The 13,858-nt window shown below is 64.2% G+C and carries 14 protein-coding genes; 3 read left to right on the top strand and 11 right to left on the bottom strand.

The window, feature by feature from the left end; all coding sequences use genetic code 11:
- Positions 1–107: 107 nt before the first annotated feature.
- Positions 108–1,454 (top strand): MFS transporter, encoded by a 1,347-nt coding sequence (locus AC0L27_RS28620; RefSeq protein ID WP_354206013.1) that lies wholly within the window; start codon positions 108–110, stop codon positions 1,452–1,454.
- A gap of 68 nt (positions 1,455–1,522) precedes the next feature.
- Here AC0L27_RS28620 and AC0L27_RS28615 read toward each other — a convergent pair whose 3' ends face one another.
- The 10 genes from AC0L27_RS28615 to soxX form a co-directional block, all read right to left on the bottom strand.
- Entirely contained in the window at positions 1,523–2,731 is a 1,209-nt protein-coding gene (locus AC0L27_RS28615; RefSeq protein WP_354063832.1) for an MFS transporter, read from the bottom strand.
- Between the two features lie 278 nt (positions 2,732–3,009).
- Positions 3,010–3,183 (bottom strand): hypothetical protein, encoded by a 174-nt coding sequence (locus AC0L27_RS28610; RefSeq protein WP_354063834.1) that lies wholly within the window; start codon positions 3,181–3,183, stop codon positions 3,010–3,012.
- A gap of 88 nt (positions 3,184–3,271) precedes the next feature.
- Positions 3,272–4,309, bottom strand: coding sequence for an MBL fold metallo-hydrolase (locus AC0L27_RS28605; RefSeq protein WP_354063836.1), 1,038 nt, complete (start codon positions 4,307–4,309; stop codon positions 3,272–3,274).
- A gap of 267 nt (positions 4,310–4,576) precedes the next feature.
- Positions 4,577–5,035, bottom strand: coding sequence for a DsrE family protein (locus AC0L27_RS28600; protein ID WP_354206016.1), 459 nt, complete (start codon positions 5,033–5,035; stop codon positions 4,577–4,579).
- Positions 5,032–6,783, bottom strand: coding sequence for a thiosulfohydrolase SoxB (gene soxB / locus AC0L27_RS28595; protein ID WP_473321035.1), 1,752 nt, complete (start codon positions 6,781–6,783; stop codon positions 5,032–5,034). Before soxB ends, AC0L27_RS28600 begins: the two co-directional genes overlap by 4 nt.
- Positions 6,784–6,838: 55 nt before the next feature.
- A complete protein-coding gene (locus AC0L27_RS28590; RefSeq protein WP_354206020.1) occupies positions 6,839–7,156 on the bottom strand; it encodes a hypothetical protein in 318 nt (105 codons plus the stop codon).
- Positions 7,153–8,016, bottom strand: a complete 864-nt coding sequence (gene soxA / locus AC0L27_RS28585) for a sulfur oxidation c-type cytochrome SoxA (protein ID WP_354206021.1) — start codon at positions 8,014–8,016, stop codon at positions 7,153–7,155. The genes AC0L27_RS28590 and soxA overlap by 4 nt, the downstream gene beginning before the upstream one ends.
- The gene (gene soxZ, locus AC0L27_RS28580; RefSeq protein WP_007598011.1) at positions 8,016–8,327 is read right to left on the bottom strand and encodes a thiosulfate oxidation carrier complex protein SoxZ; all 312 of its coding nucleotides are present in this window, start codon (positions 8,325–8,327) and stop codon (positions 8,016–8,018) included. The genes soxA and soxZ overlap by 1 nt, the downstream gene beginning before the upstream one ends.
- Positions 8,328–8,342: 15 nt before the next feature.
- Positions 8,343–8,834 (bottom strand): thiosulfate oxidation carrier protein SoxY, encoded by a 492-nt coding sequence (soxY, locus tag AC0L27_RS28575; RefSeq protein ID WP_354206023.1) that lies wholly within the window; start codon positions 8,832–8,834, stop codon positions 8,343–8,345.
- 32 nt (positions 8,835–8,866) lie between these two features.
- A complete protein-coding gene (gene soxX / locus AC0L27_RS28570) occupies positions 8,867–9,220 on the bottom strand; it encodes a sulfur oxidation c-type cytochrome SoxX (RefSeq protein WP_354206026.1) in 354 nt (117 codons plus the stop codon).
- A 256-nt stretch (positions 9,221–9,476) separates the two neighbouring features.
- Between soxX and AC0L27_RS28565 the strand changes: the two genes are divergently transcribed.
- Positions 9,477–10,148 carry a DUF938 domain-containing protein gene (locus AC0L27_RS28565; RefSeq protein ID WP_354206028.1) on the top strand — a complete coding sequence of 224 codons (672 nt, stop codon included), beginning with the start codon at positions 9,477–9,479 and terminating at the stop codon, positions 10,146–10,148.
- A gap of 116 nt (positions 10,149–10,264) precedes the next feature.
- Here AC0L27_RS28565 and AC0L27_RS28560 read toward each other — a convergent pair whose 3' ends face one another.
- Positions 10,265–12,331, bottom strand: a complete 2,067-nt coding sequence (locus tag AC0L27_RS28560; protein ID WP_473321030.1) for a prolyl oligopeptidase family serine peptidase — start codon at positions 12,329–12,331, stop codon at positions 10,265–10,267.
- Between the two features lie 217 nt (positions 12,332–12,548).
- Between AC0L27_RS28560 and AC0L27_RS28555 the strand changes: the two genes are divergently transcribed.
- Positions 12,549–13,796 (top strand): MFS transporter, encoded by a 1,248-nt coding sequence (locus AC0L27_RS28555; protein WP_354206032.1) that lies wholly within the window; start codon positions 12,549–12,551, stop codon positions 13,794–13,796.
- Positions 13,797–13,858: the final 62 nt, after the last annotated feature.

The raw sequence follows: 13,858 nt of genomic DNA, 5'->3' as shown, positions 1-13,858 counted from the left end.
TAGCACACTTGCTGCGGAAATGCCGGGTTGCGTTGGTATTGAAGCCGTTGTTAGCTCCTAAGAGGACCACATCAAAAAAGTGCCAAAAAGGGACGACGGGGAGAACGATGAGCGCTCAGGCAACGCAGCCCGCGGCGGGCAAGATGACAGGCACGCCCAAGGAAATGTCCAAGGAAACGCCGAAGGGTGCCTGGACCGTTACATTTCTCCTGTTTCTTTTCATGCTGGTGAACTTCGCCGACAAGATCGTCGTCGGTCTTGCGGGCGTTCCGATCATGACGGAGCTGAAGCTCGAGCCCGAGCAGTTCGGTCTGCTCGGCTCGTCGTTCTTCTTCCTGTTCTCGATCTCGGCGATCGTGGTCGGCTTCATCGTCAACAAGGTACCGACCCGCTGGGTGCTGCTGACGCTCGCGGTGATCTGGGCGCTGACGCAGTTTCCGATGGTCGGCACCGTCTCTTTCACCACGCTCCTGATCTGCCGCATCGTGCTCGGCGCCGGCGAAGGCCCGGCGGCCTCGGTGGCGATGCACGCGGTCTACAAATGGTTCCCCGACGAGAAGCGCACGATGCCGACCGCGATCCTGTCGCAGGGGTCGGCCTTCGGCGTGATCCTAGCGGTGCCGGCGCTGAACTGGATCATCGTCAATCATTCCTGGCACTATGCGTTCGGCGCGCTCGGAATCGTCGGCTTGATCTGGGTCGCCGCCTGGCTCGCACTTGGCAAGGAAGGCCCGCTGGACACCCACGCATCGGCCGTGATCGAACCTAAAATACCCTATCTTCAGCTTCTGACATCGCGCACCTTCATCGGCTGCGTGACCGCGACCTTCGGCGCCTATTGGGCGCTGTCGCTCGGGCTCACCTGGTTCACGCCCTTCATCGTCAAGGGCCTCGGCTTCTCGCAGTCTCAGGCGGGCTTCGTCTCGATCCTTCCCTGGGTGTTCGGGGCGACCGTCGTCATTCTCACGGGCTGGATCTCGCAGGTGATGCTGGCACGCGGCTACACGTCGCGGATCTCCCGCGGCGTGCTCGGCTCGGTGCCGCTGATCGTCGGCGGCCTGATCCTCGCGATGATGCCGCACGTCCAAGGCGCGGGCCTTCAGATCGCCCTGCTCGTGGTCGGCTCCGGCCTGTGCGGCGCGATCTACGTCGTCTGCCCGCCCATGCTCGGCGAGTTCACGCCGACGTCGCAGCGCGGCGCGGTTCTCGCGATCTACGGTGCGCTCTATACCCTTTCGGGCATCATCGCGCCGCTCGTGATGGGCAGCGTGATCCAGCGCGCCGGCAGCATGCTCGACGGCTACATGACCGGCTTCACCATCAACGCCGCGATCATGGTCGGCTCCGGCCTGCTCGGGCTGCTCCTGCTCTGGCCGAACACGGAAAAGGCGAGGCTCACCGGTGGTGCTACGCCGCAGGCAGCGCCGCTGAAGAGCGCGGTGTCGCCGACGTAAGGGCGCATCCTCGCCCCCCTACCACAACTGTCATCCCGGCCTTCGCCGGGACGACAATTGAGTGTTGCTCAAGCCGCGATTTTCCGCTTCCGCTCCGTGAACGGCGACAGCACCACTGTCGCGACCATGAAGATCACGGACGCGCCGAACACCCAGTGCGGCGCGCTCTGGTCCATGATCCAGCCGAACAGCAGCGGGCTGACGATGCCGCCGAGATTGAAGCCGGTGGAGACGATGCCGAAGGCGCGACCGGCCGCGCCGGGAGGTGCTGCATTGCGCACCAGCATGTCGCGCGAGGGCGCGATCACGCCGGAGAGGAATCCCGCGGCCGCCATCGTGGCGGTCAGCGCCCAGCCCGGCAGCGTGACCAGCGCGATCAGCAGCACGATCGCCGCGTTTGCGGCAAAGCAAGCGGCGGCGACATAGCCGTGGCGCTCGGTGTGGTCGGCAAGGAAGCCGCCCGCGAGCACGCCGGCGGCGCTTGCACCGAGGAAAGCGGTGAGCGCGACATTGGCCGCGGAATAGGTCACGCCATAGCCACTCATCAGCGCCACCACGCCGAAATTGTTGATGCCGGCGACCGACAGGCTGAGCAGCATGAACAGCGCCGTCAGCGTGATCAGCGCCGGCGTGATCACGGCCTGTTTGGGTGCGCTCTCGGTGCCCGGCTTGGTGTTGTGCGCGCCGGCATCGGGAATGTTCATCGTCACCAGCAACAGCGCGACCAGAACGCCGATCGCGCCCGATGCGATCAGCGCACCGGCACCGCCGGACACGATGACCAGTGCGGCGACGATCGCCGGCGCCACCGCGCCGCCGAAATAGCCTGCAAAGGTGTGGATCGAGAAGGCGCGGCCCATCCGTGCTTCGTCCATGTGCTCGGCGAGGATGGCGTAATCGGCGGGATGGTAAACGCTATTGGCGAGCCCGAGCAGCACGGCGCAGGCGATCAGCGAGGTGTAGCTCAGATGCAGGCCGAGCAGGATCAGCGCGAAGCCGCCGAGGGTAAGACCGCCCAGCAAAATCTTTCGCGCGCCAAAATGGTCGACGAGATAACCGGTCGGCGCCTGCGTCAGCCCCGACACCACGGCCGACACGGTCAGTGCAAACCCGAGCTCGACATAGCCGACGCCGAGTTGATTCTTGAGGAAGGGAAACAGCATCGGCAGGACCAGCAGATGGAAATGGCTGACCCAATGCGCGATCGAAATTCCCGTCAGCGTGCGTAGCGCGCTGTCCGCCTTGCCTTGTTGCGGTGCGGCGAGAACGTCGACCATTGCAGTTCCGTTTCACGTCCTTTGGAGACGCGCAAACTATCGGGCAGAGCGGTTATTTGTCCATGAACGCAGGCGCATGGCAGTAGCGCGGGGCAGGAGATTCCCCGCCGTCGTCCTGGCGAAAGCTAGGACCCATTCCCAGGAACCAGTTTGGCGAAAACTCGTGGTCCGGTACTGCGAGCATCCACGATCGAGGGATCACGCGGTATGGGTCCTGGCCTTCGCCAAGACGACGGCGGAGAGGAGGCGCGGGCCGTCAAAACACAAGCCGCTACCCCTCAAAACGGCTCGTCATCCGGCCCGTAGCGGTCGCGCTTCGGTGTCGCGATGTCGCCGTCTTCGTAATCATCATCTTCGGTGTCGCGCGGAGGCGGAGGCTTCTTCGCCTTGTCTTTTGCTGGCGTGTTGTCCGCAATTTTGGGCGGCGCGCTCGGCTTGCCGATCTTGGCCATGGCTGGTCCCGGATGGTGATGCTGCATCCGTCCTAGCCTGAATATATGGGCAGCTGCTGATTTATCTCAAGAACGGCGGCAAGGGCGCTCAGTGCACCACCGGGCCGCCGGCCTTCTTCCAGGCATCGATACCGCCGGCGATGTGGGCGGTGTTGGTGAGCCCGGCCTCCTTGGCGGCGGCGACAGCCATCGCAGAGCGTTCGCCGAAGGCGCAGAAGAACACGACGCGGCGGCCGGTGGCGGCCGCGACCTCGCGCAGCATGCCGCCGGGCTTGAGGCTGTCTTCAACGGACGGATAGGGCGTATGCAGTGCGCCTTCGAGCATGCCGTGCTTCATGCGCTCATTGGTCTCGCGCAAATCGACCAGCAGGATATCGGGACGGCCGAGGCTGCGGATCGCCTCGACGGCGCGGAGCGCGCGACCCTCTTTCTCCAGCTCCTCCTGGTGCAGGCCGACATGCATGTTGGCGGGCACCGCGACGTCCATCATCTTCGGATTGGGCAGCTTCAGATTGGCCATCAGCTCGATATAGTCGTCGACCGAGCGCACTTGGAGCCGTGGATTGTAGCGCTTCTCCTCGCCGATGGTGGAGACGGTGTCGCCCTTGTAGTCATGCGCCGGGAACACCATGGTCTCGTCGGGCAGCTTGAGCAGGCGGTTGAAGATCGAATCGTACTGCGCGCGCGACGAGCCGTTCTGGAAATCGGTGCGGCCGGTGCCGCGGATCAGCAGCGTGTCGCCGGTGAAGACGCGGTCGCCCATCAAATAGGAATAGGAATCGTCGGTGTGGCCAGGCGTGTACATCACGTCGAGCGCCAGGCCCTCGATCGTCACCTTGTCGCCGTCGGCAACCCGCATCGCCACCACGTCGGCCTTGGTCTGGTCGCCCATCACCGTCATGCAATGGGTGCGATCGCGCAGCTCGCCAAGGCCGGTGACGTGGTCGGCATGTAGATGGGTATCCACGGCCTTGACCAGCTTGAGATCAAGCTCGCGCAGCAGCTGGCAGTAGCGGTCGACCTTCTCCAGCACGGGATCGAGGATCAGCGCCTCGCCGCCGGCGCGGCTCGCCAGGAGATAGCTGTAGGTACCCGAAACACTGTCGAAGAGCTGGCGGAAAATCATGGCAAGACCCGGCGTGAATTACCCGGAGATTCTACTACATTTCGGGCTCACAAGAGAAGCAATTCACTGTGTAAGCAAGAAAATTTGGAAGATTTTTATTCCTGTGACGGGCGGGCGGGCGTCACCCGGCCACCGCTGTCATTCCCCGCGAAGGCGGGGAATCCAGCCGCGCCCTCTCCGTACCCTCGCCGTCTCGGAGTACTGGATCGCCCGCCTTCGCGGGCGATGACACCGAGTGTGCCGCGACGCTTTGCCCCGACAAAAGGCTCAGGGCCGCACCAATGTGTACCCGTTCTCGCTGAGAAACAGGATCTGCCCCACCCCGACCTGCACCGGTGTCGCCGAGGGGATGAAATCCGGCCGCTTGCCCGTCTCCCGCTCGATCGTGTCGACGGTGTTGAGGCAGATGTCGAAGCGTACGCCTTGCGCGATCAGGCTCTCGACCTGCTTGCGGCGCTCGCTGCCTGACAACAGGAGATCAATGTCGGGACCGAACGCCACCACCTCGATCGCGACCTTGTCGGGGTCGTAGGCCTTCAGCAAATTGTTGGCGACGCTGAGCACCAGAGCCTGCTTCCTCGCCTCGCCATCGGAGAGCTGCAGCACGATCTTGTGCTCGGCGAACGGCTTGTCCTGGAGCGGCACCTGTTGCGCAAAAGCCGTCGGCGTCGCCGTCCATGCGAGCAGCGCCAGCAGCATCGCGGATAGGGTTTGCGCCCGCATCATCCCTGTCCTGCGATGCCCGGATTGCCCTCGACGCCTTTCAGCGTGACGCCGGAGCCGAGCCGCTCCTGAAACATCCGGCCCGAGCGCAGATATTTTGCCACCACATCCCACACCGGCGCGCCCTGCTGGCCGTTGACCGAGGCCCAGCCCGCGACCTTGTAGCGGTGGCTGGCACTGAGCGCCTTGCCGCCATTGAGCTTCAGCTCCGAGATGCGGCTGCCGATCGCCGCCGTCGGCGTGCAGGTGTAGCTGAGCCCGCCGGCGCGCACCATGTCGCCGCCCTGCTGGTAATAAGGATCGGTATTGAAGAGATTGTCGCAGACGTCTTCCAGCACGTCCTTGATCTGCGCGCCGGTCATCTCCTGCACATAGCTCTCGGGATAGCTGATGGCGGTTTCCGCCAGCAAATCCTCCATTGTCAGCGGCTGGCCGGAGAGGGCGGTGACGCCCCAGCGGAAGCCCGGCGACAGCGCGATCTCGGCGTCGAGCTCGGTGCGCAGCGCACTGCAGATCAGCTCGTCGACCGGGCCGGCGAAATTATCGCGGCGATACAGCAGGCGATCGGGCGCCGCGATCTTGTCCGACCAATCGGTAACGAAGGGCGCCCGCAGCCGGCCGATCAGTTCTGCCATCCCAGGATCGGGCTTCAACAGCTCGGAATAGACCGGCAGCAGATGATATCTGACGTCGCCGACCTTGCCTTTGTCGAGCGCGAGATCGAGCACGGCAAGGAATTTTCCGTTGGATCCGGCATTGGTGACGAGCGTGGTGCCGCTCGCATTCTTCACTGCGATCGGCTGCGGGATCGCATCATGGGTGTGGCCACCGAGGATGACGTCGATGCCGGTGACGCGGCTTGCGAGCTTGAGATCGACGTCCATGCCGTTGTGCGACAGCAGGATGACCGCATCGACCTTGTCGGTGCCGCGCATGCCATCGACATGCTTCTGGAGTTCTTCCTCGCGGATGCCGAAGGTCCAGTCCGGCGTGAATCGTTTGGGATGCGCGATCGGCACGTAAGGGAAGGCCTGGCCGACGATGGCGACGCGATGGCCGCCGAGCTCCTTGATCACGGAGGGCTTGAACACGCGTCCCGTCGCCCTGTCGAAGGCGGGGGCGTCGTTGAATGCGGCTTCCTCGGTCAGGAAAACGTTCTGCGCCAGGAACTCGCCCTTGAAGCGCGCGAGATTGTCGCGCAGCGCCTGCTCGCCGTAGGTGAATTCCCAATGCCCGGTCATCGCCTCGATACCGAGCAGGTTTGCGGCCTCGACCATGTCGCGGCCCTGCATGATATTGGCGAGTCCCGTGCCTTGCCAGAGATCGCCGCCGTCGACGAGCACGGAGCGTTTTTCGCCGGCATCGCCGCGCAAGCGGTCGATCAGCGTCTTCAGATGGGCGAAGCCACCGAGCTTGCCGAAGCGGCCTGCGGACTTCTCGAACTCGAAGCAGCTGAAGGCATAGGCGTCCGCGCTGTCGGGCCTGATGCCGAAGCGGTCGAGGAAGGCGCGGCCGACCAGATGCGGCGGCCGTCCGGCCATCTCGCCGATCCCGATATTGACGCTGGGCTCGCGAAAATAGACCGGATTGAGTTGCGCATGGGTGTCGGTGAGGTGAAGGATGCGCGCATTGCCGAACCGTTCGAGGTCGTAAATGCTCGCGGCCTCAGCACCGCGCGCAAGCCGCGGCAGGCTGAGCGATGCGGCAGCAAGGCCTGCATTCTTCAGGAAATCGCGGCGGCGGATCGCCATCCAGAAATTCTCCGCGCCCTCTCATGGTCGCAAGGCTGTTGCAGGAGCGAACAGTCTAGCGGATTTCCATCGCCTTCCAGGCTTCTTTTTCGGAAATCGCCTGGAAGATCGACGCCTTCGCCAGCGCCTCGGCCTCCCTCGCTGCGGCCACGGCGCGGTCGAAATCGCCGCCATCGGCTGCCTTCTTTGCGGCGGCCAGCGCCGAGACGGTCACGGTCCATTGGTGGCGCAAGCTGGCAGCCTCCTTCGCGGCAGCTTCGGCGGCGGAATAGGCCGTCTTGTAGTCTGCCTCATTCGCCGCGCGCGCCGCTGGCGCGAGGCCCAAAGCGAGCAGCAAGGCGAGGAACATGGCGACGGCAAGTGACCGGTTCATGGCCGCGCTCCCGGTCCCGATATCGGCAGGCCGTTGGCGACGTAGGACAGGAAATATTCGACATCGCGGTATTCATCCGCCTGCGGCTCCAGCGGAACCGCGCGGGTCTGGCTGTTGCAGGTGACGAAGCGGCGGCTGGTCGTGCCCATGCCGCTCCATTCGGAGCGGTAGATCGGCATCGCGTTCAGAATGCCGAGCGCCGGCGCCAGGATCTCGGCGCGGATGCGCTCGCCCGGGCTCTGCACATGGCAGCTCGCGCAGGAGAAATTCATCTGGCCGCGGCGCGTGTAGAAATAGCGCTTGCCGTTCTCGAAGGCCGCGAGCGCGCGAGGATCGTCGGGGATCTTGATGTCCATCGGCTTGCCGCGCGAGGTGAAGGCCATGTAGGCGGTGAGCGAGGCCATCTCATCCTTGACGTAGGAATAGGGCGCCTCGCCATTGGCCTCGCGGCAGCGGTTGAGCGCCAGTTCCAGCGTGACGACCTTGCCTTCCTTCTCGTCGAAATAAGGATAGTTCTGGCGGATGCCGATGCCGCCGTTCGGGAAGCAGTCGGCATAGGTCTTGCCGTTCTTGAACGGGGTGGCGAACATCTCCTTGCCGGCGTCGAGCGCGAACTCGTAGGGCGGGAATTCCTCCTTCTCCTGCCACTGCCGCTTCATGTCCTCGTTCATGGAATAGGGGCCGTTGACGAAGTCCTCGTGCTTCACGGTCGGGAATTTCTGAAAGAAGAAGTTCTGGAATGCCTTGGCATCGGCAACGGGATCGACCTTGTCGGCCGCCACCACGCGCGGAGAGGTGAGGGCCAACGCGACGAGCGCGGCGCTCAGCGAACCAAGCAGGATGGAGGTACGGGCCGTCATCACGAGATCTTCGCGGTGGTCGTATCCGACGCACCCTTGTTATCCGTCCAGGAGACCTTGAGATCGTCGCCCTTCTTGGCCCCCTTGAAGCTGAACTTGACGTAGGGGTCCTTCGAGATCGCGGTGCCCCAATCGGCAACGAAGACGTCCTTGCCGTTACATTCGAATTTCAGCTGCTGGATGTAATGCGCCGGGATCAGCTCGCCTTTGGCGTCCTTGACGAAGCCGGTATCCATGGGGTGCTGGATCAGCGCCTGCACCTCCGTGATGTCGCCGTTGGCGGTGGCGCGGACGCGAATGCTGGATGCCATCTCGAACTTCCTCGCTTAGCCGCCGCAGCCGCCGACGGTGACTTTGACTTCCTTGGTCGCGCTGTAGAGCTTGCCGTCGGCCTCCACGATCGCGACCACGTTGGTGGTCTTGGCCATCTTCAAGCGGTTGGCGACAGCAGGGATCGTGCCTTCGGGAATCCTGTAGGACGCGGCCAGCGCGTTCGGGTTCTCGGCCACGAAGAACGAGATCGAGGTGACCTTGTCGAGCGTCGTCGTCACCGAGATCGGCACCACGCCGCCGTTTTCGGCGATCTCGGGGGCGTCCAGCTTGATCTTGTCGGAGGGCTCGGCGGTTTTGCCGTAGAGCGCCTTGATGGCATCCGCCTCGCCCTTCTGCTTGAAGGCCTCTTCCGGATATTTGTCGTTGGCCGCGGCCCGCGCGGGAGCGGCACCGAACGGCAGATTGCCGAGGCCGAGCAGCGCGACCGAGGCTGCGCCCTGAAGGATCAGGCGCCGCGTCGCGGTAGGGCCGGTGAGTGTGGTCATCTCGGGTCTCCTGGGCAATCTCGTGCCTGAAGTCACAGGGTCTGCAGGAAATCAACGATCGCGCTGATCTCCTGTTCGGTCAAAATCCGGTTCCGGCCGAACGGCGGCATCATGGTCTGCGGATTGCGCTTGGTCTCGTCGAAGATGATCGCGGCCAGCTCGTTGCGATCGGGGTACTTGGCCTTGAGGTCCTTCAGTTCCGGCCCGATCGTTCCCGGCAGGTCGCCACCCCTGATGACATGGCAGGTCAGGCAATTGCCCTTGCCGCGGTCGAAAGCGAGTTTCCGGCCGTCGGCCACAGCGGACTGCGCCCACGCCGGGCTGGCGAGGCCGGCGGAAATGGCCAGCAAGAAGAACAGAACGGGCGTCCGGGAAAAGGCGGTCAAGGCGTCATTCCGAGGCGTTATAGCGTTGGTCTCGTGGCGAAATAGAAGCGTTCCAAAGCACAAAGGGCACCGTCTGACAATCAAGACTATGCACGCGACAAAATGGAGTTAATATCTTCCCCATTGCAACTAATGAGATTATTTGTTCAGCCGATTTGGCCCGAGAGTTTAGGGCGTGGCGCGGGCCGGCTGTTCCTGAGCGTTTTGCCGCTCAACCTGTTTTCATCGCGTTCTCGTTTTTTCAAGGGGACCTCACTTGGCTGAATATGTCGTCGAATTCGGCAGGGATGGCGGTCGGGTCGAGTCCGATGGGCGGCTCGACGCACCGGCATTTCATCGCAATCACGAGCCGCTCTGGGCGGCACTGGAACAGCATCTCGCCGGCTGCACCGGCAATGTGGTCGAGCTCGGCAGCGGAACCGGCCAGCACGTGGTCTATTTCGCCCGTCACACGCCCGGCCTGATCTGGTGGCCCAGCGATCTCAACCAGCGCCATCTCAAGAGCATCGAGGCTTGGCGCATTCATTCAGGCCTGAAAAACATCCGTTCGCCGCTGCGGATCGATCTCACCGATCCCGATTGGTGCCCGGAGATGAAAAGCGGGCAGGCGCCGTCAAGTCTTGCCGCGGTGTTCTGCGCCAATGTCATCCACATCGCGCCATGGAGCGTCGCCGAGGGCCTGTTCGCCGGCGCCGGCCGCTATTTGCGGGCCGACGGCGAGCTGTTCCTTTACGGCCCGTTCAAGCGCGGCGGCAAGCACATCGCGCTCAGCAATGCCGTGTTCGACACGTCCCTGCGTGAAGGCAATCCCGACTGGGGCGTGCGTGACATCAGCGATGTCGAGGCGCTCGCCCGCGGCGCAGGTCTTCGCCTCGTCGATACGATCGACATGCCGGCGAATAATCTGACCTTGGTATTCGCGCGATAGGACGTCGTCATGCCCGGGCTTGTCCCGGGCATCCACGTTCTTCGTGCACCAGCCAAGGCGTGGATGGCCGGGGCAAGCCCGGCCATGACGATGCCGAAACGTCAGCCCCGCAAACGCTAGCCCTCGTCCTTCCACCCGATCTTGTCTTTCAAAAACCGAAAACCAATCACCTCGAACCCCGCGCGCTCCTTGTTGTCCTTGCCGTAGCCGTGGCCGCCCGCTTCAGGCTCGTAAAACCGGGCCTCGTAGCCCAGGGCCTGGAGCTTTGCCGCCATCTTGCGCGCATGCCCGGGATGGACACGGTCGTCGCGCCGCGTGGTGGCGATCAGGATTGGCGGATAGGGTTGGCCGGCTTTGACGTTGTGATAGGCGGAGTAGGTCTTCAGCCAGTCCCACTCCTCCGGCTTGTCGGGATCGCCATATTCCGCAATCCAGCTCGCGCCCGCGAGCAGTTTTGTGTAGCGGCGCATGTCGACCAGCGGGATGGTGCAGAACAGCGCGCCGAAACGATCGGGGTATCGCACCAGCATGTTGGTGATGAGGATGCCGCCGTTCGATCCGCCCTGTGCGGCGATGCGCTTTGCTGTCGTCACGCCGCGGCGGACGAGATCGGCGGCAACGGCGGCGAAATCATCATGCGACAGCTTCTTTCCGGCGAGCCGGCCGGCATCGTGCCAGCGTGTGCCGAATTCGCCGCCGCCGCGCAAATTCGCCTGCACCGTCGTGCCGCCGCGCTCCAGCCACAGCTTGCCCAGCGATGCGTTGTAATACGGCTTCACCGAATGGGCGAAGCCGCCATAGGCGCTCATATAGACCGGTGCATCGCCGGTCTCGCCGCTGGGGCCGGTCTGCACATAGGGAATGCGCTCGCCGTCGATCGAGATCGCCTCGTGCTGGGTCACCACAAGACCGTCCGCGTTGAATGTTTTCGGCGCCTGCTTCAACACGGTCGGGCTCGCGACGCCGCGCTCCATCAGCAGCAGCGACGGCGGCGTCAGCGGATCCTGCACGTTGGCAAGCAAGTCGCCGTTGCTCTCGGAGGGATGGCGATCCAGCGGCCAGATATCGACGACGCCGATCTGCGGCAGGCCGCCGAGCGACGCGCGGCTCCAGCTTGTGGCGGACGGCGTACAGATCTCGAATTGCGGCTGGAGCTCGTCGAGGATCGACAGCACCAGCCTGCCCCCAGCCCAGAACAGACCCTGCAGGGCGCGGCGAGGTTCCGGCTCGAACAACGCCGCGAAATCGCGGCTGCCGGCAAGGAACGCCGAGAGCGACATGCCGAGCACGGTATCGGCGGCATAGGTTCTGCCCTCGATCGACCAGGCTTCGCGCAGCTTCATCGCGAACCAGTCGCCATGCGCCTGCATCCAGATGCCGGTCGGCAGATCGAGCTTCGTCGTCGTGCCGTCGGCATCGCGCAGCCAGAGCGCATGATTAAAGAAATCGATCTGGTCGACGATCCAGCTGCGCGGGGGCGCGGCGGTGTCGTCGACCATGCCGGAGATCGCCATGTGATCGGCCGTGGTCTCGATGATCGTTTGCGCCTGATCGACAGGCTGCCCACGCCGCCACAGGCGAACCGTCCGCGAATATCCTGAACTCGTCGCCATGCCTTCGCCATGGGCGCTCGACAGCAGCAGCGTGTCGGCATCGAGCCAATCGGCGCCGCCCTTGGCTTCCGACAGCGCAAATCCGTCCGCAACGAAACTCTTGGTGTCGAGGTCGAATTCCCGCAAGGTGACGGCGTCGCTGCCACCGCGCGACAGACTCAAAATGGCGCGCGCGCTTCCCTTCTGTGTGGTGATGCCGCTCAGCAGCCAGTCCTCGCCTTCGCGCACCGCGAGCTGGTCGACATCCAGCATGATCTCCCACGTGGGATGCGGTTTGCGGAACTCCGCAAGCGAAGTCTTCCGCCACAGGCCGCGCGGGTTGGTGGCGTCCTTCCAGAGATTGTGCAGTTCGTCGCCGCGCCGGCTGACATAGGGAATGTTGTCCGGACGATCGTAGATCGCCGCGAGGATATCGCGGTCGCGCGCGAAGGCCGCTCCGCCGAACGCGTCGAGCGTCAAGCTGTTCTGCCGCGTGACGAAATCGAGCGCCTGCTTGCCTTCGATCTCCTCCAGCCAGAGCCAGGGATCGTCGTCGGGAGCGCTGAGCGTAGGCCTGTCGTCGACGGACATGAACGAAACTCCGGAAGGTCGCGGCGGATAGGATTTGATCAAGCGCAAGCCGTCAAGTGCGCGGCCCATTATCATCGGCCCGATTGCGTCAGAGACATGGCCTGCGCCCGTTTGCGCCGGTTGCCCGCCCTCCCGCGCCCCGCCATAGTGCCGGGAATCAAGCGAGCCCTTGAAAGCCTTTGAAGCCCCTCGAATGCCCGTTGGGGCGGAAATGCCGATGCTGGATGTGACTGCAGCCAATGAGATCGCCGCCGACGCTCGCGTGCGCGGCAATGTGGTGCGCCTTGCCGCCGCGCAGGCGCTGACCGGCGCCAACTCTGCCGTGATCTTCGCCACCGGCGCGATCGTCGGCGCGACGCTCGCGCCCGACGTCTCGTTCGCGACAGTGCCTATCTCGATGTATGTGCTCGGCCTCGCCGCCGGCACGCTGCCGACCGGCGCGATCTCGCGACGCTTCGGCCGCCGCGTCGCTTTCATCGTCGGCACCGGTCTGGGCGCGCTGACCGGTTTGCTCGGCTGTTTCGCGATCCTGCACGCTTCGTTTCCGTTGTTCTGTCTGGCGACTTTTCTCGGCGGCCTCTACGGCGCGGTGGCGCAGTCCTATCGCTTTGCTGCCGCCGACGGCGCCAGTGCTGCCTATCGACCCAAGGCGGTGTCCTGGGTGATGGCGGGCGGCGTGTTCGCCGGCGTGCTCGGTCCGCAGCTCGTGCAATGGACCATGGATGTCTGGCAGCCTTATCTGTTCGCCTTCAGCTTCCTGGTCCAGGCGGCTGTCGCGCTCATCGCCATGGGCATCGTCGCCGGCGTCGACATGCCGAAGCCGGCGCCGGCCGATCTTCACGGCGGGCGGCCGCTGCTCGACATCGTGACCCAGCCGCGCTTCATCGCGGCGGCGCTGTGCGGCGTCATCTCCTACCCCATGATGAATCTGGTAATGACCTCGGCGCCGCTCGCCATGAAGCTGTGCGGCTTGAGCGTTTCCGATTCCAATTTCGGCATTCAATGGCACATCGTCGCCATGTACGGGCCGAGCTTCTTCACGGGCGCGCTGATAGCCCGCTTCGGCGCGCGGAAGGTCGTTGCCGCCGGCCTGCTGCTGGAGGCCGGCGCGGCCGGCATCGGCCTGTCCGGCATCACCGCGATGCATTTCTGGGCCACGCTGATCGTGCTCGGTATCGGCTGGAATTTCTCCTTCATCGGCGCCTCAGCGCTGGTCTTGGAGACGCACCGGCCGCAGGAGCGCAACAAGGTGCAGGCCTTCAACGATTTCCTGGTGTTCGGCATGATGGCGATCGGCTCGTTCTCGTCCGGCCAATTGCTCGCCAGTTACGGCTGGTCCGCAGTGAACATGGTGGTGTTCCCACCGGTAGCACTCGGTCTCGCCGTGCTCTCGCTGGCGTCCTTTGCCCGCCGCCGCAAGGCGCGGCTGGACGCGGCCATGGGCGAGTTCCCGGATGCGATCTGAGGTGGCGGGAGGCTGTCAGCAGCGTTGATAGTTCGATCCAGGTCGAAGTGATTTCCGATGTC

The organism is Bradyrhizobium sp. Ken51, assembly GCF_055807435.1.
This window is presented reverse-complemented; position numbering and strand designations above follow the sequence as displayed.